We start from the raw sequence: 24762 nt of genomic DNA, 5'->3' as shown, positions 1-24762 counted from the left end.
TTGCATCGGCCAAAACGCGATGTGAACATGACCGGAAGCTGGCTGTTATGTTCCAGTCAAGCGAGGGGTTTAAGCATTTCAGGTCAGTGCATCCGGGAGACGAAGATGAAGAAATTTGCCGCCATTGCCGCCCTTTCAGCATCAGTACTCAGCCTGTCGGCCGGAGCCTCCTTTGCCGACTACACGCTGAACATCCTGCATTTCAACGATTGGCACAGTCGCATCGAAGGCAACAACAAATACGAGTCGACCTGTTCCGCCGAGGAGGAGACCAAGGGCGAATGCATCGGCGGCGCGGGCCGGCTGATCACTGCGATCGCGCAGGAGCGCAAGAAGCTCGAAGGCCAGAACGTGCTGCTGCTCAATGCCGGCGACAGTTTTCAGGGGTCGCTGTTCTACATCACGTACAAGGGCGCCGCGGAAGAGGAATTCCTCAATCAGATGAAGCCCGACGCGGTGACGCTCGGCAATCACGAATTCGACGACGGCGAGAGCGCGCTGGTGCCTTACCTCGACAAGGCGCAGTTCCCGGTCGTCAGCGCCAATGTCGTGCCCAACGACAGGTCCGGCGCCAACGGCAAGATCAAGCCGTCTTTCGTGGTCGAGGTCGGCGACCAGAAGATCGGCATTGTCGGCGCCGTCACCAACGACACGCCCGAGCTCGCCTCGCCCGGTCCCAACATCGCCATCGAGGACGACGTCAAGTCGATCACCGCCGAGGTCGAGAAACTCAAGGCGCAGGGCATCAACAAGATCATCGCCGTCACCCATATCGGCTACAACCGCGAGCGCGATGTCATCGCGAAAATCCCTGGCGTCGACGTGGTGGTCGGCGGCCACAGCCACACGCTTCTGTCGAACACCGACCCGAAGGCGGCGGGGCCCTATCCGACGATGGTCGACAACCCCGACGGCTACAAGGTGCCGGTGGTGCAGGCGGCGTCCTATTCGAAATATCTCGGCGAGTTCAAGGTCGTGTTCGACGACAATGGCGTGGTCAAGGAAGCGGGCGGCGACCCGATCTATCTCGACAAGTCGATCACGCCCGATCCGGCCGTGCTCGCCCGTATCAAGGAGCTTGGCGCGCCGATCGAGGCGCTGAAGAACAAGGAAGTCGCCGAGACCACCAAGGCCATCGACGGCAGCCGCGAGAATTGCCGGGCGCGGGAATGCGAGATGGGCAATCTTGTCTCCGACGCCGTCCTCGATCGCGTCAAGGGCCAGCGCGTCGAGATCGTCATTTCGAACGGCGGCGGCCTGCGAGCCTCGATTGACCAGGGCACCGTGACCATGGGCGAGGTGCTGACCGTGCTGCCGTTCCAGAACACGCTGGCGACGTTCAAGATCTCCGGCAAGGACCTGGTCGCCGGTCTCGAAAACGGGCTCAGCCAGATCGAGGACGGCGCCGGCCGTTTCCCGCAGGTGGCCGGGCTGAAATACGCCTTCGACAAGTCGGTGGCGCCCAATGCCGGCCGCGTCAAATCGGTCGAGGTGATGGAGAACGGCGCCTGGGCGCCGATCAATCCGGAGAAGCAGTATCTGGTCGCCACCAACAACTATGTCCGCCAGGGCGGCGACGGCTACAAGGTCTTCGCCGAGAAGGCGACGGACGCCTATGACTACGGTCCCGGGCTGGAGCAGGTGGTGGCCGACTATCTCGGCGCGCACCGGCCCTATACGCCGAAGCTCGACGGCCGCATCACCGAGGTCGGCGCGGCGGCGGCGGAACCTGCAAAACCTGCCGAGACCGCGCCCGCAGCAACCGCGCCGGCGGCCGAGCCTGCGAAGCCGGCCGAGACCGCGCCTGCCACCGCCGAAACCGCAATGCCGGCTTTGCCATCCAATTCCGGCGACATCGCCGGCACGCCGCCGACCGTTCCGGCCGAGACGACACCGGCAACGTCGGAAGCGGCAAAACCTGCCGAGACTGCTCCGGCGACTCCTGCCCCCGAGCCGGCCAAGCCGGCCGGGACCAGCCCAGAAACCAACCATGTGATCGCCACCGGCGACACTTACTGGGACCTGGCCAAGAAAAACTATGGCGACGGCACCAAATGGAAGCTGATTTCCGAGGCCAACAAGGACTACAGGCCGCGCCGCCTGCCGCTCGGCGCGACGCTGACCATCCCGCCGGCTGCCAAGTAATCTCTCGCCGGAAAATTCAGGGGCACCCGTCCGGGCAACCGGGCGGGTGTTCTGTTTTCGGGCGGGAGCGGGATAAGGTGCGGCCAGACGCGGCATTGAAAAGCAGCAGGGCGTCGCTAGTTTTACGGCGCCTGCCCGGAGACAGTCGATGACGCTTGCCAACCCCGCCGATGCGAAAGCCGCCGAGACCGCAGATCCGGCGCCGGCGGGTGCCGCGCCGGTGACAGCGGGCAAGATCGGCATCATGCTGATCAATCTCGGCACGCCTGACGGCACCGACTTCAAGCCGATGTGGCGGTATCTGAGGGAATTCCTCTCCGATCCGCGCGTCATCGAGCTTAACAAGGCGATCTGGTATCCGATCCTCTACGGGCTGGTTCTCACCACGCGGCCGAAAAAGTCCGGCGCCAACTACGCCAGAATCTGGAACCGCGAAAAAAACGAGTCGCCGCTGCGCACCTTTACGCGCGCGCAGGCCGAGAAACTCGCCGGTGCGCTCGCTGACCTGCCGGACGTCATGGTCGACTGGGCGATGCGCTACGGCAATCCCTCGACGGCAGCCGTCGCTCGCCGGCTGGTCGAGCAAGGTTGCGAGCGCATCCTCAGCTTTCCGCTCTACCCGCAATATTCGGCGACGACGACGGCGACCGCCAACGACCAGCTGTTCCGCGCGCTGATGAAGATCAGGCATGCGCCGGCGATCCGCAGCGTGCCGCCCTATTACGACGAGCCGGTCTATATCGAGGCGCTCGCGCGTTCGATCGAGAAGCATCTGGCGACGCTCGATTTCGAGCCGGAGGTGGTGATCACTTCCTACCACGGCATCCCGAAGCCCTATTCCGACAAGGGCGATCCTTATCGGGCGCATTGCCTGGAGACGACGCGGCTGCTGCGGGCAAGGCTCGGCTGGGACGAGAAGAAGCTGATTACAACTTTCCAGTCGCGCTTCGGCGCGCAGGAATGGCTGCAGCCCTACACCGACGTCACCGTCGAGAAGCTGGCGAAGGACGGCGTCAGGTCGATCGCCATCGTCAATCCGGGATTTTCGGTCGACTGCATCGAGACGCTGGACGAGATCGGCCGCGAAGCGGCCGAGACGTTCCACCATGCCGGCGGCAGGAACTTCGCCCATATTCCTTGCCTCAACGACAGCGCCGAGGGCATGGCGGTGATCGAGGCGCTGGTCCGGCGCGAACTGCGCGGCTGGGTGTGACGAGCTTCACCGACAGGTCCTGATGCCGGTGCGCAAAAGCCTCCGCTAACCAATATTCGTGATCACCTGATTGTAACGTTGCGGAAACACACTTAAGTGATTTCGTGAGGTCGCCGCCTTTTGAGGGAGAAACGAAATGGGCTTCAGCGGTTTCGATATTGCCATCATTGTTCTTGTCTTCCTGGTCATCATCCTTCTTTTCAAAGGCATCAAGACGGTGCCGCAAGGCTACAATTACACGGTGGAACGTTTCGGACGGTACACCAAGACGCTGACGCCCGGCCTGAACATCATCAACCCGATCTTCGAGCGCATCGGCGCCAAGATGAACATGATGGAACAGGTGCTTGATGTTCCGAGCCAGGAAATCATCACCCGCGACAACGCAATAGTCGGCGTCGATGGGATCGCCTTCTTCCAGATTCTCAATGCGGCGCAGGCGGCTTACCAGGTCTCCGGTCTGCAGAACGCCATTCTTAACCTCACCATGACCAACATCCGCACCGTCATGGGCTCGATGGACCTCGACGAACTGCTGTCGAACCGCGACGCCATCAACGAGCGCCTGCTGCGCGTCGTCGACGAGGCGGCGCATCCGTGGGGCATCAAGATCACCCGCGTCGAGATCAAGGACATCAACCCGCCGGCCAATCTGGTGGAATCGATGGGCCGCCAGATGATGGCCGAGCGCGACAAGCGCGCCCAGATCCTCGCCGCCGAAGGGTTGAAGCAATCGCAGATCCTCGAGGCCGAGGGCCGCAGGGAAGCCGCCTTCCGCGACGCCGAGGCGCGAGAGCGCTCGGCGGAAGCCGAGGCCAAGGCGACGCAGGTGGTGTCGGAAGCCATCGCCAAGGGCGACGTGCAGGCGATCAACTATTTCGTCGCCCAGAAATACACCGAGGCGCTGGCCAAGATCGGCTCGTCCAGCAACAACAAGATCGTGCTGATGCCGTTCGAAGCTTCATCGCTGATTGGTTCGCTCGGTGGCATCGGTGAGATCGCCCGCGAGGTCTTCAAGGGCGACGGCCCCTCGGGCGGGCAACGGCAGAGCACCCGTCCGCCGCTCGTGCGGCCGACGGACAACTGATCCAACGTGTGGGTGGGGGAGAACGTCAATGATCGACCGCATCGTTTCGGAACTCGGCCCGTGGAACTGGATGGTTCTAGGCTTCGTCCTCCTGGTGATGGAAATCGTGGCGCCTGGCGTCTTCATGCTATGGATCGGCATTGCGGCTCTCATCATCGGCGCGATCTCGCTGCTCATCGGCTATGCCGCCATCTGGCCGTGGCAGGCCGAGTTGAATGGCGCCATTTGGACGTGGCAGGTTCAGGTTCTGGCCTTTCTCGTCCTGTCCGTGATTTCGGCCTTCGTCGGCAAGAGGCTGACGGCAGCACGCGCCGGTGAGGTCGATCAGCCGCTGCTCAACCGTCGTGGCGCACAGATGGTCGGCCGCACGGCCACGCTTGCCGAGCCGATCCAGAACGGCCGCGGCCGCATCCGACTGGGGGATACGCTGTGGCGCGTCTCCGGCCCGGATCTTCCGGCGGGTGCGCAAGTGCGCGTTACCGGCGCAGCAGACACCGACCTGGAGTTGACCGTCGAAGCTATCTGAACCTAGGCGGCGCCGATGCGCAGCAGATCGTGCAGATGCACAAGGCCGACCGGCCGTCCGCCTTCGACCACCATCAGGCTGGTGATGGCGGACGTATTGATCGTCTGCAATGCCGTCGCCACCAGCGTGTCGGGGGCCGCCGTCTTCGGCTTCTTCGTCATCACCTGATCGACGTTCATCGACAGAAGATCGCTGCCGATATGGCGGCGGATGTCGCCGTCGGTGATGATGCCGATCAGCGCGCCATCGGCGCCGGTGATCGCCACGCAGCCGAAGCCTTTGCGCGACAGTTCGGCGATCGCCTCGCGCATGCCGGTGCCCGACGGCACCAGCGGCAGCCGCTCGCCGACATGCATGATCTCGCGCAGCTGCGTCAGGTTGGCGCCGAGCTGGCCGCCGGGATGGAAGGTGCGGAAATGATCGGGCGTGAAGCCGCGCGCCTCGAGCAAAGCGATCGCCAGCGCATCGCCCATGACCAGTTGCAGCAGCGCCGATGTCGTCGGCGCCAGCCCGTGCGGACAGGCCTCCGGCGCCGGCGGCAGGAGCAGCACCACGTCGGCGGCACGCGCCAGCGCCGAACTCCCGCCGGAGGTGATGGCGATCAGCGGGATCGAAAAGCGCCTGGAATAGGCGACGATGCCCATCAGTTCCTTGCTCTCGCCCGACCATGACATGGCGATGATAGCGTCGTCCTTGGCGATCATGCCGAGATCGCCATGATTGGCCTCGGCCGGATGGACGAAGAAGGCAGGTGTGCCGGTCGAGGCGAGCGTGGCCGCGATCTTTGAGCCGATATGGCCGCTCTTGCCGACACCGGTGACGATGACACGTCCCTCGATCCGCGAGATGAGATCGATGGCTGCCGCGAACGGCTCGGCCAGACCGTTGTCGAGCGCTGCGGCAAGCGCAGCGATACCGGCCTGCTCCGTCGCCACCGTTCTCAGCGCCGATTCGATCGCGGCCTGCCTGTCCGGCGGCTTTCTTCCTGGGGACCCCGCATGCATGGCAGATGCCATTAGCGCCATGTCGCCCGCCTGTCCAACGGAATTCCCGTTTCGCGTGCGCCGGGGGCAGCGGAATCGGCCCGCCTCAACCCTCCGTTAACCATCCGCCTTTACGGTTCGGTAAGTATGGCGCAACCGCGCCGCGCAAGCAGTGGTGACGATGTCCGGGGCCCAGCCTGAAACGATAAGAGGTCGAAAGGGCATAGCCGTCAGCACGCTGCTGGTGGCTGCGAGCGTTCTTGCCTTGCTGCGCCCGGCGCCGGCCTTCGCGCAGGAAACCGAGCTGCGCGGCGAGGTCTCGGAATCGGCGATCCTGGCCGACCAGCAGCGCAAGGCGAGGCAATTGCGCGCGCAAGGATCGCTGGATCAGGCTGCTCCGGCGGCCCAGACGGCCGAGGACCAGACACAAGCCAACCCCTATGAGCCGGCGAGCCTGGGTGCGGTGCCTGGCGACGACCAGACAGCGGGCGCGACTGGGAGCATCTTCGACCAGCCGCAAGCGACCGACGACCCGTTCGCCGACGATCAGACCGCGGCCAAACCGCGCCGGCCTTCGACCGCCAGGCAGCGCGCGGCTGACGCCAACGCAAAAAAAGACGTCAAGGCGGCCGACAAGAAAAAGGTCAAAAAGAAGCCCGGAGAGACCACCGGCAGCACGACCAGGACCGCCGTCGCCGGCGACCAGGCCGATACCGCGGCCACCGACCAGGACGGTCCCAACCGCCGCGCCCTTACCATCGACAGCATCGACAGGCAGAAGCTCGATCCCGGCGCCGAGCGTACCGGGTCGATCGAAGGCCAGAAAGTCAAACCCGAGGACGATCCCTTTGCCGCCACCGGCATCAAGGTCGGCACCTTCGTCTTCCGGCCGACACTGGAGCAGGGCTTCACCGCGACGTCCAATGCCGATGCCAGCAGCGGCGGCAGGCCGGCGGTGTTGTCCGAGACGGCGCTGCGTTTCTCCGCCACCTCGGACTGGCGCGAGAATTCGGCGCTGATCAACGGCTACGGCATATTCCGCAACACGCTCTCGGGCCAGAAGATCAACGATGCGCAGGGCCGGATCGAGGGCCAGCTCAATGTCGACCTCGACCATGAGCTGCGCGCCATCGCCAAGCTCGGCTATGAAGCGGTGCCGGAATCGGCGTCCTCGCCGGATGCGATTGCCGGCGTCACCTCGCAGCCGCTGCGCCAGACCGTGGACGGCAGCCTTGGCGTCGAGAAGGACGTCGGCAAGATGCGCTACACGCTGACCGGCGCGGTCACGCACGACTTTTACGGCGACGCCAAGCTCTCGGATGGCACCGTCCTGTCGCAGAAAGATCGCGACTCCACGCTCTATTCCGCCACCTTGCGCACCGGCTACCAGGTCTCACCGGCGATCACCCCGTTCGCCGAGGTGGAAGCCGGCCGGCGGGTCTATGATCTGCGCCTCGACAGCAACGGTTTCGAGCGCTCCTCGACGCGGCTCGGCGCGCGCGCCGGCCTCGAGCTCGACATGGACGACAAGCTGTCCGGCGAGTTCTCCGTCGGATGGCTGCGCGAAGCCATCGACGACGACCGCCTGCCGGCCAATGCCGGCCCATACGTCAATGCCGATCTCAAATGGTCGCCCGAGCGCGGCACCATCATCGGTCTCACCGGAAGGACCACGATCGAGAGCACGACCGCTGCCAACGAGAGCGGCGACGTCCTCTACTCGGGCCGGCTCACCGGAGAGCGCCAGGTCCGCGCCAATCTGACGGCGAATTCGTCGCTTGGCCTCGATTGGCGGAACTATACCGGCTCGGACGACCACGATCTGATCTTGAGCGCCGAGGCCGGGCTGACCTGGTGGCTGAACCGTTACGCCGGCCTCACCACGCGGGTGAGGACGGAGAAGCTCACCAGCAACCTGCCCGGCCGCGACTATGTCGCCAACAGCGTCTATCTCGGCCTGAAGGTGCAGCGCTGACGGGGCCGCCGAAGCGGTCCCGGCATCACCTGAACATCGGCAATTACTCTAAAAGGCGGCGCCGCGGCGTTCGGTCGGCTGCACCTCATCCAGTAGCGTGCGGATGACCCCGGCCATGCTCGCGTTCATATCGTTGCGCCAGAGCGCGAAGGCGACATTGGCCTCGACGAAGCCTTCCGGCGAGCCGCAGTCGAAGGTGCGGCCTTTGTAATGATAGCCGTAGAAGGACTGCTGCCTCTCGAGCTTCAGCATCGCATCCGTCAGCTGGATCTCGTTGCCTGCGCCCCGCTCCTGGCTTTCGAGGATGCCGAAAATCTCCGGCTGCAGGATGTAGCGCCCGTTGATGAAGAGATTGGAGGGCGCCGTGCCCGGCTTCGGCTTCTCCACCATTTCGGTGATGCGGAACCCGTGATGGGTATCCTCGCCGCGGCCGACGATGCCGTATTTGTGCGCTTCGGCCGGGTCGCATTCCTGCACGGCGATGATGTTGTTGCCGGTCTCGGCATAGAGTTCGACCATGTCCTTCATGCAGCTTTTCTCCGACTGCATGATCATGTCGGGCAACAGCAGCGCGAACGGCTCGTCGCCGACAAGCTCGCGCGCGCACCAGACGGCATGGCCAAGCCCCATCGGCACCTGCTGGCGCGTGAAGCTGGTCTGGCCCGGCGCCGGCTGCAGCCGCTGCAGGCGGGCGAGCTGATCGTCCTTGCCGCGCTGGGCCAGCGTGTCGTAGAGCTCGAACTGGACGTCGAAGTGATCCTCGATGACCGCCTTGTTGCGACCGGTGACGAAGATGAAATGCTCGATGCCGGCATCGCGCGCCTCATCGACAACATATTGGATGACCGGCCGGTCGACGACGGTCAGCATCTCCTTCGGAATGGCCTTGGTGGCTGGAAGAAACCGTGTGCCGAGGCCGGCGACCGGGAAAACTGCCTTGCGAACTCGCTTCATGCTCCACCCATCCTTTTTTGAACCCATTATCCGCTCGGCGCTCCGCTCCGCAATCCCCTCCGACATTTTCACGACGGGAATCATTTTCACGCCGGAATGTTGAACTACAGAACGGCCGAGTTGACCGGCGAATGGCCGCGACCGCACTTTTCGTTCCTAGCGGCCCCTATGGTAAACTAAATACTAACCCGGTTCGGCGTTGAATGATCCTTCCTGATTTGACGAAGGAGGAAAAGATGTCCGTTCGCAGTACCGCAAGGCGCCTGACGGCACTGGTGACGGCGGCCGGCCTGACGCTTGCCTTGCTGATGCCCGCCGGACCCGCTTTCGCCGATGCCGGGTTCCGCCAGTGGGTCGCAGGCTTCCGCGCGACCGCGGTCGCAGGCGGCGTTTCCGGCGCTGTCTATGACCAGGCCATGAGGGGCATCGAGCCCGACCCGGTCGTGCTGGAAAAGGCCCGCACCCAACCGGAATTCACCGCCCCCGCCTGGGATTATTTCGACAACCGCGTGCATGACCAGTCGGTGGCCAATGGACAGGCGATGGCGCGCAAATGGAAGCCGTGGCTGGATCGCATCGAGGCGCGGTTCGGCGTCGACCGCAATGTCCTTCTCGCCATCTGGTCGATGGAATCGAACTATGGCGAGATCCTCAAGCGCGACGACATCATGCGCAATGTCGTCCGTTCGCTGGCAACCCTTGCCTATGGCGATCCGAAGCGCTCGAAATATGCCCGTACGCAGCTGATCGCCGCGCTGAAGATCCTGCAGACCGGCGACATCGACGAAAGCCATCTCATGGGTTCCTGGGCCGGCGCGATGGGCCAGACGCAGTTCATCCCGACCAGCTATCAGCGCTATGCCGTCGACATGGACGGCAACGGCCGGCGCGATATCTGGAATTCGGTCCCCGACGCATTGGCGACCGCCGCCAACCTTTTGAGGAAGAACGGCTGGCAGGCCGGCAAGACCTGGGGCTACGAGGTGACCCTGCCGGCCGGCAAGCTGCCCGGCGGATCGAAGACGCTGGCGCAATGGCGGGCGCTCGGTGTCGCCAGGGCCAATGGCAAGCCGTTCAGGAACCTGACCGATAAGGCGACGTTGAAGGTGCCGGACGGCAGGGGCGGACCGGCATTCCTGATGATCAGGAATTTTTCGGTCATCAAGGCCTACAACAACGCCGACAAATATGCTTTGGCCGTCGGCCTTCTCGCCGACGAGATCGCCGGCGGCAGCGGTCTTGTGCAGGACTGGCAGCGGCCTTTCACCAAGCTCACCTTCGAGGAACGCCAGGAATTGCAGAAGCGGCTTTCCGAGCACGGCTATTATGACGGCAAGTTCGACGGCAAGATCGGCGACGGATCGAAGGCCGCCATCATGGCTTATCAGGCCAAGGTCGGCTTGACCCAGGATGGCTATCCGAGCCTGGAAGTGCTGAAATGGCTCCGGAAGCAATAGAGCCGTCCATGGCGTGAGGCATCCTTTCAAAGACGGAAAGGATGCTGTAGCGCTTCGGCTTGCGCATGATTTTCCGCATTTTGCTGGTCATGCGCCAAGGAATGGAGAGGTGATTGGTTACGGTTGCGCGTATCTGGCTGATCGTTCGCCACCTGCCGATCTTCGTCCTGGCTGTCGCCGTGCTCGCCGTCGCCGGCTCCAGTGCCTTCCATTCGCCGGCTTTCGCGCAGGAAGAGGAAAGCCGCGGCTGGTCGCTGCGCGACCTCTTGTTCCCGCGCCGCAGCGAGCGCATCGAGCCGCCGGTCGAAATCCAGAAGGCCAGGCCGAAACCAAAGAAGAAACCCAAGCCGCGCCCGCCGGCCGAACCGGAAACGCCGATCGTCGAGAAGACGCCGGACGCCCGCGTCGTACTGGTGGTCGGCGATTTCCTGGCGGGCGGGCTGGCCGAGGGTCTCGACGACGCCTTCGCCGACAATCCGGCCGTCAGGATCGTCGTGCGCAGCAACGGCTCGTCCGGCTTCGTGCGCGACGATTTCTACAACTGGCCGGTCGAGATCAAGTCGCTGATCGAGACGGAGAAACCGTCCGTCGTGGTGGTCATGCTCGGCTCCAACGACCGTCAGCAGATGCGCGTCGGCGACGTGCGCGAGCAGCCGCGCTCCGAGACCTGGACCAAGGAATATGAGCGCCGCGCCGATGCGCTGGGCAAGGCCATTCAAGACACCAAGGTGCCGTTCCTGTGGGTCGGCATGCCGGCGTTCCGGGTGGCGAAGATGACCTCGGACATGCTGGCCTTCAACGACATCTATCATTCGGCCGCACAGAGCCATGGCGGCGAGTTCGTCGATGTCTGGGACGGCTTCGTCGACGAGAACGGCGCCTTCGTCACCTCCGGTCCCGACATCAACGGCCAGCCGGTGCGCCTGCGCTCGGACGACGGCATCAACGTCACCAAGGCCGGCAAGCGCAAGCTGGCCTTCTATACGGAAAAGCCGCTGGCGAAGATCCTAGGACTGGCGGCCCCGGGCAGCGTCACCACGGTTTCCGCGCCGGCCGGCGCCCCGGTCGAGGCGTCGAAGCCTGCCGCGGCGCCTGTCATCGTCGACCGCACGCCGCCAATGCTGCTCAGCGACCCCGCGCTCGACGGCGGCACGGAACTGCTGGGCGCCGCGCCGCCCGTCAAGGCCGATCCGAACCTGCCGGGTGAAAAGCTGACCGTAGAAGGCAAGGCGCCGGCCGCCTCGCCCGGCCGCGCCGACGATTTCTCCTGGCCGCCGAAACCGGCAGCCGCGGCCGGCGCCGAGCCGGATACGACGACAGCCATCAGCCGCTAGAACAACCTCAGGAAAGGTGCATAGCGGTTTCCGTTCGGAATTGCGGCATGCAGGCGTTCCGGACCGGGTGGAACAATGGCATTGTCCGCCAAGGGCAAATTCCATGGCTGCGGCCCTGACTTGGGGACAAGATGTCAGCGACCGTTTACGCGTTGATTGGGTTCACAGCTTGGGCGCTTTGCCTGCTTATTTTCATGGAAGTCGTGCGGACCTATCTGGTTGTGACGGGCCGGATCCCCGCAAATGGTTTCAGCCCCGACAACGCCGGCTTGTCGCCCTTTATGCAGCGACTTGCACGGGCTCATGCGAATTGCATCGAGGGCCTGCCCATATTCGGAAGTCTTATGGCTTTGGCGATCATGACCTCACGCGTTTCGATCACCGATCCTCTTGCGTACTGGTTCCTCGCGGCCCGTATTGCGCAGTCGGTTGTTCATTTGACGTCGACAAGCGCAACCGCTGTTAAGGTTCGATTCTCGGCGTTTGCGGTCCAGATGGCCATCGGCGCCTATTGGGCGGCAGCGCTACTGGTGAGCTAGAACTATCGAAGCTCCTGGCCCGAGCATTTGCGGCCAGCGGAGTCATCTTGCCTTGCGGAACGCATCGACCCTCTTCAACGTGGCAGCACTGTCGACCCCATCAGCGCCTCGTCGATCGAGCGCGCCGCCTGGCGGCCTTCGCGGATCGCCCACACCACCAGCGACTGGCCGCGGCGCACGTCGCCGGCCACGTAGAGCTTGTCGATGCTGGTCTTGTAGTCGCGGTCGTTGGCCTCGACGTTTCGCGAGCGGCGGCTGTCCGTGACCACCTTTATCTCGCCGTCGAGCTCCTTCATCACGCTGTCGCTCGCGGGACCGGCAAAGCCGATGGCGATGAAGGCGAGATCGGCGCGGATGACGAATTCGCTGCCGGCGATCGGCTTGCGCTTCTCGTCGACCTCGCAGCAGCGGACGCCGGTCAGCTGGCCGTCCTCGCCGATGAACTCGAGCGTCGCCACCTGGAATTCGCGCTCCGCACCCTCGGCCTGCGAGGACGACGTGCGCATCTTAGTCGCCCAGTAGGGCCAGACCGCGAGCTTGTCTTCCTTCTCCGGCGGCTGCGGGCGGATGTCGAGCTGCGTCACGCGCACCGCGCCCTGCCGGAAAGCGGTGCCGATGCAGTCGGATGCCGTGTCGCCGCCGCCGACCACCACGACATGCTGACCGCTGGCGATGATCGGGTGCGAGGGCCAGGCCACCGACTGGATCGGCTCGCCGCCGACGCGGCGGTTCTGCTGCACCAGATAGGGCATGGCGTCATAGACGCCGCCAAGTTCGTCGCCCGGAATGTTGGCCGGGCGCGGCGTTTCCGAACCGCCGCAATAGAGCACGGCGTCATGGTCGGCGAGAAGTTCGGCAACAGACTTGTCGACGCCGACATTGACGCCGCAATGGAAGCTCACGCCTTCGCCCTGCATCTGCTCGATGCGGCGGTCGATGTAGTGCTTCTCGATCTTGAAGTCCGGAATGCCGTAGCGCATCAGTCCGCCCGGCCGGCTCTCGCGCTCATAGACATGCACGTCATGGCCGGCGCGGCCGAGCTGCTGCGCCGCCGCCATGCCGGCCGGCCCGGAGCCGATGATGGCGACACGCTTGCCGGTCTTCTTCTCCGGCGGATAGGGCCGGATGTGGCCGGTCTCATAAGCCTTGTCGGCGATCGCCTGCTCGATCGTCTTGATGGCGACCGGAATGTCCTCGAGATTCAGCGTGCAGGCTTCCTCGCACGGCGCCGGGCAGATGCGGCCGGTGAACTCCGGGAAATTGTTGGTCGAATGCAGGTTGCGGATCGCATTGTCCCAGTCGCCATTGTAGACGAGATCGTTCCAGTCCGGGATCTGGTTGTGGATCGGGCAGCCGGTCGGTCCATGGCAGTACGGGATGCCGCAATCCATGCAGCGCGCGGCCTGTTTCTCGACCTCCTTGTCCGACATCGGCAGCGTGAATTCGCGGAAATGCCGGATGCGATCCGAGGCAGGCTGGTACTTGTGCACCTGCCGGTCGATTTCGAGAAAGCCTGTTACCTTGCCCATAGTCCAGTCCCTGCTGTCCGAAGGCACGCACGAAAGCCTAGCTTGTCGGCGCACCCGTTAACCTCATAAGGCCGCCATGGCAACCTTGGTTCCTAAAGCAATTCCAGGAAAAGTGCGTAGCGGTTTTCCGTCCGGAATTGCGTAAAAACAAATAGTTAGAGCGGTTTGGCGGTTCTAGCCAAACCGCTCTAGGTCAGGATTGTTGGTGAGGATGGCGGCCGGGGCATTGTCTCCCCGGCCATGCCCGAAGCCTATTCCGCCGCCACGCTCATGCGCATGCGTTCCATCTCGATCAGCGCGCGGCGATACTCGACCGGCATGATTTTCCGGAATTTCGGCCGGAAGCTCTGCCAGTTGTCGAGGATTTCGCGGCCGCGCAGTGAGCCCGTGTAATGGACGTGGTTCGAGATCAGCTGATAGAGCCGCTCCTCATCGTGGCTGGTCATGTCGCCGGAGACGTCGACGCGTCCCTTGTGGTCGAGGTCGCCGCCATGATGGAGCAGCTTCTCCATCAGGTCGTCCTCTTCCGGAACCGGCTCCAGCTCGACCATCGCCATGTTGCAGCGCTCGGCGAAATCGCCCTTCTCGTCGAGTACATAGGCGACGCCGCCCGACATGCCGGCGGCGAAGTTGCGCCCCGTTTTGCCGATGACGACGACGATGCCGCCGGTCATGTATTCGCAGCCATGGTCGCCGACGCCTTCGACGACGGTGACGACGCCGGAATTGCGCACCGCGAAGCGCTCGCCGGCGACGCCGGCGAAATAAGCCTCTCCCTCGGTGGCGCCATAGAGCACAGTATTGCCGACGATGATCGATTCAGCAGCTGTGATCTTGGCCTCTTCCGGGGGACGGATGACGATGCGGCCGCCCGACAGGCCCTTGCCGACATAGTCGTTGCCGGCGCCGACGAGATCGAAGGAGACGCCGCGCGCCAGAAACGCGCCGAACGACTGCCCGGCTGTGCCGGTGAGCTTGACGGTGATCGTGTCCTCGCGCAGGCCCTTGTGCTTGAAGCGCTTGGCGACTTCGCCCGACAGCATCGCGCCGGCGGAGCGGTCGACATTGCGGATCGGCAGCTCGATGGTGACCGGCTGCTTGGCCTCCAGCGCCGGCTTCGCCAGCTCGATCAGCTTGCGGTCGAGCACGTCGTCGATCGGATGCTTCTGCCGCTCGGTCCAGTGCAGCGCCTCATGCGGCGCATCGGGCTTGAAGAACATCTTCGAGAAGTCGAGCCCGCGCGCCTTCCAATGCTGGATCACGTCGCGCTTCTCCAGAAGGTCGGTGTCGCCGATGATCTGGTCGAGATGGGTGAAGCCCATTTCGGCGAGCAGCGCGCGCACCTCTTCCGCCACGTAGAAGAAGAAGTTGATGACGTGTTCCGGCGTGCCCTTGAAGCGCTTGCGCAGCACCGGGTCCTGCGTCGCCACGCCGACCGGGCAAGTGTTCAGGTGGCACTTGCGCATCATGATGCAGCCGGCCGCGATCAGCGGCGCGGTCGAGAAGCCGAACTCGTCGGCGCCGAGCAGCGCTCCGATGATGACGTCGCGCCCGGTGCGCAACCCGCCGTCGACCTGCAGCGCGACGCGGGAGCGCAGGCCGTTGAGCACCAGCGTCTGGTGCGTTTCGGCAAGACCCATTTCCCATGGGCTGCCGGCATGCTTGAGCGAGGTCAGCGGCGAGGCGCCGGTGCCGCCGTCATAGCCCGAGATGGTGATGTGGTCGGCGCGCGCCTTGGCGACGCCCGCCGCAACCGTGCCGACGCCGACCTCCGACACCAGCTTGACCGAAACATCGGCCGCCGGGTTGACGTTCTTCAGGTCGTAGATCAGCTGCGCCAGATCCTCGATCGAATAGATGTCGTGATGCGGCGGCGGCGAGATCAGGCCGACGCCGGGCGTCGAATGCCTGACCTTGGCGATGGTCGCGTCGACCTTGTGTCCAGGCAACTGGCCGCCCTCGCCGGGCTTGGCGCCTTGCGCCACCTTGATCTGCATGACGTCTGAATTGACGAGATATTCCGCCGTGACGCCGAACCGACCGGAAGCGACCTGCTTGATCGCCGAACGTTCGGGATTCTTGCCGCCGCCGGGCAGCGGCAGATAGCGGTCGGCCTCTTCGCCGCCCTCGCCGGTGTTCGACTTGCCGCCGATGGTGTTCATGGCGCGCGCCAGCGTGGTGTGCGCTTCCCTGGAGATCGAGCCGAAGGACATCGCCCCGGTCGAGAAGCGCTTGACGATCTCGGCTGCCGGCATGACGTCGTCGAGCGCGACCGTCTTGCGGCCGGTTTCCTCGGCCAGCTTGATCTTGAACAGGCCGCGGATGGTCTGCGCCCGCGCGGTCGCGCTGTCGATCTGCGCCGAATAGTCCTTGAATGTGTCCCAGGAGCCCTGGCGCACGGCATGTTGCAATGTGGCGACCGCGTCCGGCGACCACATATGCGCCTCGCCGCGCATGCGGAACATGTATTCGCCGCCGACCTCGAGGCTGTTGCGCAGCACCGGGTCGTTGCCGAAGGCGTCGGTATGGCGGCTGAGCGTCTCGGTCGCGATCTCGTCCAGCCCGACGCCCTCGATCAGCGTCGCGGTGCCGGTGAAATACTTCTGCACGAAATCCGACTTCAGGCCGATAGCGTCGAATATCTGCGCGCCGCAATAGGACTGATAGGTCGAGATGCCCATCTTGGACATCACCTTGAGGATGCCCTTGCCGATCGACTTGATGTAGCGGGAGACGACCTCGTATTCGTCGACCTCTTCCGGCAATTCGCCGCGCCTGTGCATGTCGAGCAGCGTGTCGAAGGCGAGATAGGGATTGATCGCCTCGGCGCCGTAGCCGGCCAGGCAGCAGAAGTGATGCACCTCGCGCGGCTCGCCGGATTCCACGACCAGCCCGACCGCCGTGCGCAGCCCCTTGCGGATCAGGTGGTGATGCACCGCCGCCGTGGCGAGCAGCACCGGGATGGCGATCCGGTCCGGTCCGATCTGGCGGTCGGAAAGGATGATGATGTTGTAGCCGCCGGCGACCGCCGCCTCGGCCCGCTCGCAGAGCCGGTCGATGGCGCCCTGCAGGCCCGCCGCGCCCTCGTTCGAGGCGTAGGTGATGTCGATCGTCTTGGTGTCGAAACGGTCCTCGGTGTGACCAATGGAGCGGATCTTCTCGAGATCGCCGTTGGTCAGGATAGGCTGGCGCACTTCCAGCCGCTTGCGGCGCGACGTGCCGACAAGGTCGAAGATGTTCGGCCGCGGCCCGATGAAGGACACCAGGCTCATCACCAGCTCCTCGCGGATCGGGTCGATCGGCGGGTTGGTGACCTGGGCGAAGTTCTGCTTGAAATAGGTATAGAGCAGCTTCGACTTGTCCGACATCGCCGAGATCGGCGTGTCGGTGCCCATCGAGCCGACCGCTTCCTGGCCCGTGGTCGCCATCGGCCCCATCAGAAGCTTGGTGTCTTCCTGCGTGTAGCCGAAGGCCTGCTGGCGATCGAGCAGGCTGACGTCCTTGCGCAGCGCGCGCGGCTCGACCGGCTTCAGGTCTTCGAGGATGAGCTGCGTGTTGGCAAGCCAGGTCTTGTACGGGTGCCTGGTGGCGATCTCCGACTTGATCTCCTCGTCGGAGATGATGCGGCCCTTGGCAAGATCGATCAGAAGCATGCGGCCGGGCTGCAGCCGCCACTTCTGCACGATCTTTTCCTCCGGCACCGGCAGCACGCCGGCTTCCGAAGCCATGATGACGCGGTCGTCGTCGGTGACGATGTAGCGCGCCGGGCGCAGGCCGTTGCGGTCGAGCGTCGCGCCGATCTGGCGTCCGTCGGTGAAGGCGACCGCCGCCGGCCCGTCCCACGGCTCCATCAGCGCGGCATGGTACTCGTAGAAGGCCTTGCGGTCAGCGTCCATGAGCTTGTTGCCGGCCCAGGCTTCCGGGATCAGCATCATCATGGCGTGGCTCAGGCTGTAGCCGCCCTGGAACAGGAATTCGAGCGCATTGTCGAAGCACGCCGTGTCGGATTGACCCTCATAGGAGATCGGCCAGAGCTTCGAGATGTTGTTGCCGAACAGCTCGGAATCGACCGAGGCCTGGCGCGCCGCCATCCAGTTGTTGTTGCCGCGCACCGTGTTGATCTCGCCATTATGCGCGACCATGCGGTAGGGATGCGCCAGCTTCCACGACGGGAAGGTGTTGGTCGAGAAGCGCTGGTGGACGAGGATCAGCGCGGTCTCGAAGCGCGGGTCGGTGAGGTCCTTGTAGTAGGCGCCGACCTGATAGGCCAGGAACATGCCCTTGTAGACGATGGTCCGCGCCGACAGCGACACGCAATAGGCGCCGATGTCCTTGTTGTCGTTCTCGGCATAGATGCGGCCCGAGATCACCTTGCGCAGCAGATAGAGCCTGGCCTCGTATTCCTCGTCGTCCGGAATGTCGGCCGTGCGGCCGATGAACACCTGCCGGTGGAACGGCTCCGATGCGACGATGTCCGGCGCCTTCGACAACGACGAATTGTCGACCGGCACGTCGCGGAAGCCGATGAGCGGCAGACCCTCGGATTGTGCCGATTCGGCGATGATGTCCTCGATATGGGCACGCAGTGCTGCGTCCTGCGGCATGAACCAGTGGCCGACACCGTACTGGCCGGCAGGCGGCAGTTCGACGCCCTTGGCCGCCATCTCCTCGCGGAAGAACCGGTCCGGAATCTGCACCAGCACGCCGGCGCCGTCGCCGACCAGCGGATCGGCGCCGACGGCGCCGCGATGGGTGAGGTTCTCCAGCATCGCCAGACCGTCTTCGACGACCTGGTGCGACTTCACGCCCTTCATGTTGGCGATGAAGCCGACGCCGCAGGCGTCATGCTCGTTGCGCGGATCGTAGAGCCCTTGCGCGGTCAAGCCAGTGGTCGGGCCGGTGGCGGCGCGAGTCGGATTTTTGACGGCTGCCGCTTTCGTCTGCGCGGCCTGGCCGTTGATCGCAGATGGCGTCAGTTCCGTCATCGTCCTATCCTCCGTTCCGCACCCTTGGCGGTGATTTCCCTTAGGGCGCTGGTTTGCCTTGGGAAGCACAACGCTTCCCTTTCATCCTTGCTGCACGTCTCGCGAAATCCTTGCCGAACCATGCGGCCATACGCCCGGTTCGCATCCGGTATCGTACAGGCCAGAGCGGAGCCGTCTACCCGCCGCTCGCGACAATGGCCGGATTGGCAGCGATGATACGCCAGTCCAGCCTGTTTTGTGCGACAAAATAAGACAGCACTACTGTCCTAAATTTTTTATGACAGAATTCAGGAGCCCGCACAAGACCGATTCACAAAAATCTTGGCCACGCCGCGACACAAAATTTCGTGAGGCGCTTGCGAAACGTAAGCATCAGTCTCGGCCCCTTTGCGTTGGCTGGCTTCACCGCTTTGCCGGCGTTTGGCCCTTGCGCTCGGCTGGCCAAAGCGTTCAAGTCGCGCCCGTTTCCTCAAAGCAGCTGCGAGCCTTTCGATGTTCTTTGCATCCGACAACTGGGCGGGCGTCCATCCCGACATTTCGGCCAACCTGTCCCGGCACGCGGCCGGCATCGCAACCGCCTATGGCGACGGCGACCTGGACCGGGCCGTCTACCGCCGCTTCAGCGAGATCTTCGAGCGGGACGTTCAAGTGTTCTTCGTCGCGACCGGCACGGCGGCGAATGCACTCTCGATGGCGGCGTTGAACCGCATCGGCGGTATCGTTCTTTGCCATTCCGAAGCGCATATGAATGTCGATGAATTCGGCGCGGCGGGTTTCTATACCGGCGGCGCGCGCATGGCGCCGGTCCAAGGCCCCTTGGGACGCATCAACCCGCAGGCTCTGGACAGGGCCATCAAACGCTATTCGCAAGACCTTGCGCCGGCCGGCCAGCCTATGGCGGTGACGATCACCCAGGCGACGGAAGTGGGCACCGTCTACACTGTCGGCGACGTCAAGGCGATTGCCGAGGTCAGCCGCCGCCATAGACTGCCGCTGCATATGGACGGCGCGCGCTTCGCAAATGCGATCGCGGCGACCGGCGTGACTCCTGCTGAAATGACCTGGAAAAGCGGCGTCGATCTCATCTCCTTCGGCGCCACCAAAAACGGCTGCTGGATGGCCGACGCGGTGGTGATCTTCAACCCGGAAGTCGGCCGGGATCTGCGCCTGCTTCGCCAGCGTGCAGGGCAGACCTTTTCCAAGGCGCGCTTCATCTCGGCCCAGTTCGAGGCCTATCTCAACGACGAGCTGTGGCTGAGGATGGCGCACCACGCCAATGCGATGGCGGCACATCTGGCCGAGACCATCGAGGACGCGCCGGCGGGCAGGCTCGCCTGGCTGCCGCAGGCCAACGAAGTGTTCGCGATCCTCGACCGCGGCACTGCCGAAAAGCTGCAGGCCGCCGGCGCCAAATTCTATGAATGGGGCGTGCCGCAGGGTTTTGACGGCCATCACGGCGACAATGAAGCGATCTACCGCTTCGTCGCCAGCTTCGCGACGACGGCGGAAGAGATCGACCGCCTCGCTCAACTGCTCTCCGAATGATCAGGCCAGGAAAGGCCGCACCAGCAGCTCGAAGCCAAGCAGGATCAGGAAGATCAGGAACCAGCGGCGGAATGCCGCCGGGCTGATCCGCTGTCTGAGAACCTGCCCGAGCCACATGCCGAGCAAGGCCGGCAGCACGGCCAGCGAGGACATCGCCAGATGTCCGACCTCGAAGGCGCCATGCGAGGCCAGGCCCAGCGCCAGCGCGATGGTGGACACCGTGAAGGAAAGGCCGAGCGCCTGGATGAGGTCATCGCGGCCCAACCCGAGCGCCTGGATGTAGGGCACGGCCGGCACGACGAAGACTCCGGTGCCGCCGGTCACAAGGCCGGTCAGAAAGCCTACAAACGGTGAGAACCAGCGCTCGGTCTTCGCCGGGACGGCAGGCTGCCGCGCCAGCAACGTATAGGCGGCATAGAGAACCAGGGCGGCGCCGAGGCCTGCGGTCGTCCACGTTATATTGTCGCTGGCGAGCAGCCGCGAGCCGGCGACGGTGCCGACCACGATACCCGCCATCATCAGCCAGAGCCGTCGCAGGATCGATGCAAAGCCCGGGCCGGCGAACAGCTGCCAGACATTGGTGACGAAGGACGGCACGATGAGCAGCGACGCGGCGGTGACAGGCGGCATGACGGTGCCCAGCAATCCCATCGCCAGCGTCGGCAGCCCCATGCCGGTGACGCCCTTGACGATCCCCGCCAACAGGAAGGTGACGGCGATGGTTGAGGTGAGCAGCAGGGAGAAATCGGTCATTGCCCTTCATGGGAGGACAATGCGGGCTTCAAAAGAGCCAGAAGGGATCCGTTGCCCATGGCACAAAAAAGCGGCGCCTTTCGACGCCGCTTTCGTCTCGGGAGGGAGACGTGTCTTGCATGTGGAGCGCGCGGGTTACGCGGCGGCCTTGGCCTCGATCTGCTTGGCCTTGTCCGAAGACGAGGTGATCGCGATCTTGCGCGGCTTCAACTCCTCGGGAATGTTGCGCTTGAGGTCGACGAAGAGCAGGCCGTTCTTCAGCGTGGCGCCCTCGACCTCGACGTGATCGGCGAGTTGGAAGCGGCGCTCAAAGGCGCGCGAGGCAATGCCGCGATAGAGCAGCTCGGAACCTTCGCCGTTGTTCTCTTCCTTGCGCTCGCCCTTGACGGTCAGCACATTGCGGTGCGCCTCGATCGAGATCTCGTCTTCCGAGAAGCCGGCAACGGCCATCGAGATGCGATAGGCGTTCTCGCCGGTGCGCTCGATGTTGTAGGGCGGATAGGTCTGCACGCTCTCGGGCTGGCCGAGCGTATCGAGCATGGTAAACAGCCGGTCGAAGCCGACGGTCGAACGATAAAGCGGGGAAAAATCAACGTGACGCATGGTGTGTTCTCCTGTTGAGCAACATGGTTTGCGTGTGACCCGGTGCGAAACCCTCGAAAGGCGTCCCGGATAGGCCAGCGGCCCCGACATCGGCGGCCGCAATCTCCATTTGGGAAGCGCAAAAGCCCATTTCAAGAACTTTGCGCGATCAACTTCCCTTCGATCTTTGCGCCGATGAACGCCAGATGAACCGCGGCTTCGGCATCCGTTCAGCCACGCGGCGCTAAGCTACTGCCGACAATGCGGACATGCGGCGCCTCGATCGGGGCGCCGCGACGAGGCCGAACCGGGTGCAACGTCCCTTCCTCCCGGATCGACAGAGGCCGGAAGCGCACCGCAGGCGTTTCCGGCCTTCCCCGTTCGGCCCAGCAACGCCTTTGCTTTTGGCGCATGGCCGTCTATCACCATGGCAACGCCTGGCCCGTTCGGGCAATGAACAATCAACGAAGCGCCGAATGACGGACCTTTTCCACCAGACCGAGGGCAATCCGCAGCCCGAAAATGCCGCCGGCGGCTTTTTCACCACCCACGACGGCAAGAATATCCGCTATGGCGTCTTCGGCGCGGTCGCCCGCCCGCTGCAGGGCACGGTGGTGCTGCTGACCGGCCGCAACGAGTGCATCGAGAAATATTTCGAGACCATCCGCAACCTCGCCGACCGGGGCTTCAGCGTCGCAGTCCTCGACTGGCGCGGCCAGGGCGGTTCCAGCCGCCTGCTGCGCGATCCCCAGCGCGGCTATGTCCGCAGCTTCCGCGACTACACCCGCGATCTCGAGCAGTTCTTCGGGGAAATCGTGCTGCCGGATTGCCGCGGCCCCTATTACATCCTCGCCCATTCGACCGGGGCGGTGATCGCGCTGCTGGCTTCGCCGTCGATGGTCAACCGGGTGCGGCGCATGGTGCTGATCGCGCCCTTCCTGGCCGTGCCCGACTTGCCGGTTTCGATAACCACTGTACGCCGCGTCTGCGCGGTGTTTTGCACTCTGGGCCTCGGCTGGCTTTATGCCGCCCTGGGGCCGCGCCCGAAATTGCCGACGCCCTTCGAAACCAACAAGGTGACTTCGGATCCTGAGCGCTACCGGCGTAATACCGGCATCTACAAGGCCTGGCCGCAGCTGGCGCTCGGCGGCCCGACCATCCGTTGGCTGAAAGCCGCCGCCGAGGCTTCCGATGCGATCAGCGATCCCGACTTCATGGCCGGGATCCAGATGCCGATGCTCATTGTCGCCGCCGGCGCCGACCAGGTCGTCTCGACCAAGGCCGTCGAATCCTATGCCAGGCGTCTCCGCGTCGGCTCGCTCCTGATGATCGACGGCGCGCATCATGAGATCCTGCAGGAAAGGGATCTATTCCGCGAGCAGCTGCTCGCGGCCTTCGATGCATTCATTCCCGGAACCGGCGACGCCATTTGACCGCTTCGCCGGGCGCGCCGATCTCGCGGGCCAGCCTGACGACCGGCGGGCGAATTGCATGATCCGGCTGGCTTCCCGGCTCTCCGTGCCGTGCCGGGCGCGGCTTGACCCATATTCCCGTTCAGGCCTCGAGCGCTAGGTTGCCACCCGACGAGGTCATACGCCTGTCGACAGAGATCGGGAGAAACGGCCATGAACGCATCGAACACGCTGTCACGTCAGGGGCATCACCTGCTGCAGATTGGCGTCGCCCTGCTTTTGTTTTCGTCATTCGAAGGCTTCACAATACCGTTCCTCGCCGCACCGCGGCTTGGACTGTCCGCGCACACGCTGAGCGGCCTGCAGGGCGTTCTCATGCTGGCGCTGGGTCTCGCGTGGCCAAGGCTCAATCTCGGCGCGGCGATGTCGCGGGTTGCGTTCTGGCTGCTGATCTATTCGGCTTTGGCGATCCTGGCGGCCTACGTGATCGCCAGCGCCTGGGGCGCCGGCAATGAGACAATGCCGTTGGCGGCTGGGGCCTTCCGTGGGAGCGCCTTTCAGGAAGCCGTGATCAAGATCGTGGGGTATTCGTCCGCGCCGACCGGCCTCACCGCTTTCGCGCTCATTTTGTGGGGCCTGCGTCTCACGGATGCCCGGCGCGCCGACAGCTAGGCGATTCCATCCGCGCTGCGGTTTTCCGCCGCGTACTGCCTGAACAGACGCAGAAGGCGCGCCGGATGCTCAGCCGCGCAGCGCCGCCATCGCCGCGGCATGCAATTCCGGGGTTGCCGCCGCCAGTATGTCGCCGCCCTTCTCCGCCGGCCCGCCCTCGAATGTCGTTACCACGCCGCCCGCCTTCTCGATGATCGGGATCAGCGCCACGATGTCGTAGGGCTTCAAGCCTGGGTCGGCGACAATGTCGACGCTTCCCGCCGCCACCATGGCGAAGGCGTAGCAGTCCGTGCCGTAGCGTGCGAGCTGCACCTGCTTCTCGAACTCATCATAGCGATTGCGCGCCTCGCCCCTGTAGAGCGCCGGCGTGGTGGTGAACAGCGTCGCCTTGGCGAGCTCCGTCGTCTTGCGGGTCGCGAGCTTGCGCGGGCCACCCGGACCTTCGTAATGCGAGCCGGAGGCATTGGCGTAGAACAGCTCGCCGGTGAAGGGTTGCGACATCAGGCCGGCGATGGCGTCGCCGTCGACCGTCAGACCGACCAGCGTTCCCCACACCGGCAGGCCGGAGATGAAGGCGCGTGTGCCGTCGATCGGGTCGATGACCCAGACATGCCGGCTCGAAATGTTCTCGCTGCCATGCTCCTCGCCGAGGATGCCGTGATCGGGGTATTCCGCCGCTATCAGCGCCCGGATGGCGCGCTCGGCCTCGCGATCGGCCTCCGTCACCGGATCGAAGCTTTCCGCCTGCTTGTTGACGACCGCGCCCTGGTTGCGGAAGCGCGGCAAGGTCTCGGCGGCGGCGGCACGCGCGATGCGCCGCATGAAATCGATGCTGACGTCCAACTCACTCTCCCCGTTGCGGCAGCCATCGGCAGCCGCTGTTTCCGCCGAAAGAGAAGCGTGAAGCCAGGGTCAGGCGCCTCCCTCCTGTTGCCCCAATGTCACACCTCACCCGCCGAAGCGGAATTTCCACATCATATTGAATTAAAAAACCCTGAAGTCGATTGACATTTGTGCATCGCACAATAGTTTTGTTCTCGGACAGGTTACTCTGTCCATGCCCTCCTTGGG

General features: G+C 64.2%; 18 protein-coding genes. 11 read left to right on the top strand and 7 right to left on the bottom strand.

Features of this window, described 5'->3' with window-relative positions; all coding sequences use genetic code 11:
* The first annotated feature begins 105 nt into the window (after nucleotides 1–105).
* The 4 genes from ABID26_RS06445 (at nucleotide 106) to ABID26_RS06430 (ending at nucleotide 4971) form a co-directional block, all read left to right on the top strand.
* Entirely contained in the window at nucleotides 106–2145 is a 2040-nt protein-coding gene (locus ABID26_RS06445; protein ID WP_354414558.1) for a 5'-nucleotidase C-terminal domain-containing protein, read from the top strand.
* Between the two features lie 148 nt (nucleotides 2146–2293).
* Nucleotides 2294–3358: a ferrochelatase gene (gene hemH / locus ABID26_RS06440; RefSeq protein ID WP_292300651.1), complete on the top strand. Its 1065-nt coding sequence runs from the start codon at nucleotides 2294–2296 to the stop codon at nucleotides 3356–3358.
* Nucleotides 3359–3494: 136 nt separating this feature from the next.
* Complete coding sequence (locus tag ABID26_RS06435) at nucleotides 3495–4445, top strand: SPFH domain-containing protein (RefSeq protein ID WP_292300649.1); 951 nt, start codon at nucleotides 3495–3497, stop codon at nucleotides 4443–4445.
* 28 nt (nucleotides 4446–4473) lie between these two features.
* Entirely contained in the window at nucleotides 4474–4971 is a 498-nt protein-coding gene (locus tag ABID26_RS06430; protein WP_292300647.1) for an NfeD family protein, read from the top strand.
* A 2-nt stretch (nucleotides 4972–4973) separates the two neighbouring features.
* Here the strand turns inward: ABID26_RS06430 and ABID26_RS06425 are convergent, their stop codons facing one another.
* Nucleotides 4974–5975, bottom strand: coding sequence for a KpsF/GutQ family sugar-phosphate isomerase (locus ABID26_RS06425; protein ID WP_126098045.1), 1002 nt, complete (start codon nucleotides 5973–5975; stop codon nucleotides 4974–4976).
* A gap of 160 nt (nucleotides 5976–6135) precedes the next feature.
* Here ABID26_RS06425 and ABID26_RS06420 point away from each other — a divergent pair, with 160 nt between their 5' ends.
* Nucleotides 6136–7929 (top strand): outer membrane beta-barrel protein, encoded by a 1794-nt coding sequence (locus ABID26_RS06420; RefSeq protein WP_292300645.1) that lies wholly within the window; start codon nucleotides 6136–6138, stop codon nucleotides 7927–7929.
* Between the two features lie 48 nt (nucleotides 7930–7977).
* Here ABID26_RS06420 and galU read toward each other — a convergent pair whose 3' ends face one another.
* Nucleotides 7978–8883 (bottom strand): UTP--glucose-1-phosphate uridylyltransferase GalU, encoded by a 906-nt coding sequence (gene galU, locus ABID26_RS06415; protein WP_126098043.1) that lies wholly within the window; start codon nucleotides 8881–8883, stop codon nucleotides 7978–7980.
* Nucleotides 8884–9119: 236 nt separating this feature from the next.
* Between galU and ABID26_RS06410 the strand changes: the two genes are divergently transcribed.
* The 3 genes from ABID26_RS06410 (at nucleotide 9120) to ABID26_RS06400 (ending at nucleotide 12213) form a co-directional block, all read left to right on the top strand.
* Nucleotides 9120–10340, top strand: coding sequence for a lytic murein transglycosylase (locus ABID26_RS06410; protein WP_354414553.1), 1221 nt, complete (start codon nucleotides 9120–9122; stop codon nucleotides 10338–10340).
* 113 nt (nucleotides 10341–10453) lie between these two features.
* Nucleotides 10454–11674 (top strand): SGNH/GDSL hydrolase family protein, encoded by a 1221-nt coding sequence (locus tag ABID26_RS06405; protein ID WP_292300640.1) that lies wholly within the window; start codon nucleotides 10454–10456, stop codon nucleotides 11672–11674.
* A 131-nt stretch (nucleotides 11675–11805) separates the two neighbouring features.
* Nucleotides 11806–12213, top strand: coding sequence for an MAPEG family protein (locus ABID26_RS06400; protein ID WP_292300638.1), 408 nt, complete (start codon nucleotides 11806–11808; stop codon nucleotides 12211–12213).
* Between the two features lie 74 nt (nucleotides 12214–12287).
* On the opposite strand, the gene ABID26_RS06395 is transcribed toward ABID26_RS06400, so the two are convergent.
* Complete coding sequence (locus ABID26_RS06395) at nucleotides 12288–13742, bottom strand: glutamate synthase subunit beta (RefSeq protein ID WP_292300637.1); 1455 nt, start codon at nucleotides 13740–13742, stop codon at nucleotides 12288–12290.
* 251 nt (nucleotides 13743–13993) lie between these two features.
* Nucleotides 13994–18727, bottom strand: a complete 4734-nt coding sequence (gene gltB / locus ABID26_RS06390; protein ID WP_292300635.1) for a glutamate synthase large subunit — start codon at nucleotides 18725–18727, stop codon at nucleotides 13994–13996.
* A gap of 492 nt (nucleotides 18728–19219) precedes the next feature.
* Here gltB and ABID26_RS06385 point away from each other — a divergent pair, with 492 nt between their 5' ends.
* Entirely contained in the window at nucleotides 19220–20272 is a 1053-nt protein-coding gene (locus ABID26_RS06385; protein ID WP_292300633.1) for a threonine aldolase family protein, read from the top strand.
* On the opposite strand, the gene ABID26_RS06380 is transcribed toward ABID26_RS06385, so the two are convergent.
* Nucleotides 20273–21025, bottom strand: a complete 753-nt coding sequence (locus ABID26_RS06380; RefSeq protein WP_292300631.1) for a sulfite exporter TauE/SafE family protein — start codon at nucleotides 21023–21025, stop codon at nucleotides 20273–20275.
* 135 nt (nucleotides 21026–21160) lie between these two features.
* Entirely contained in the window at nucleotides 21161–21628 is a 468-nt protein-coding gene (locus tag ABID26_RS06375) for an Hsp20 family protein (protein WP_126098035.1), read from the bottom strand.
* 455 nt (nucleotides 21629–22083) lie between these two features.
* On the opposite strand from ABID26_RS06375, the gene ABID26_RS06370 reads away from it, so the two are divergent.
* Nucleotides 22084–23040 (top strand): alpha/beta hydrolase, encoded by a 957-nt coding sequence (locus ABID26_RS06370; RefSeq protein ID WP_354414548.1) that lies wholly within the window; start codon nucleotides 22084–22086, stop codon nucleotides 23038–23040.
* 192 nt (nucleotides 23041–23232) lie between these two features.
* Nucleotides 23233–23691 carry a hypothetical protein gene (locus tag ABID26_RS06365; protein ID WP_126098033.1) on the top strand — a complete coding sequence of 153 codons (459 nt, stop codon included), beginning with the start codon at nucleotides 23233–23235 and terminating at the stop codon, nucleotides 23689–23691.
* Between the two features lie 69 nt (nucleotides 23692–23760).
* On the opposite strand, the gene hisN is transcribed toward ABID26_RS06365, so the two are convergent.
* Nucleotides 23761–24534, bottom strand: coding sequence for a histidinol-phosphatase (gene hisN / locus ABID26_RS06360; RefSeq protein ID WP_292300626.1), 774 nt, complete (start codon nucleotides 24532–24534; stop codon nucleotides 23761–23763).
* Nucleotides 24535–24762: the final 228 nt, after the last annotated feature.

Source organism: Mesorhizobium shonense (assembly GCF_040545255.1).
Lineage (GTDB): Bacteria > Pseudomonadota > Alphaproteobacteria > Rhizobiales > Rhizobiaceae > Mesorhizobium > Mesorhizobium shonense.
This window is presented reverse-complemented; position numbering and strand designations above follow the sequence as displayed.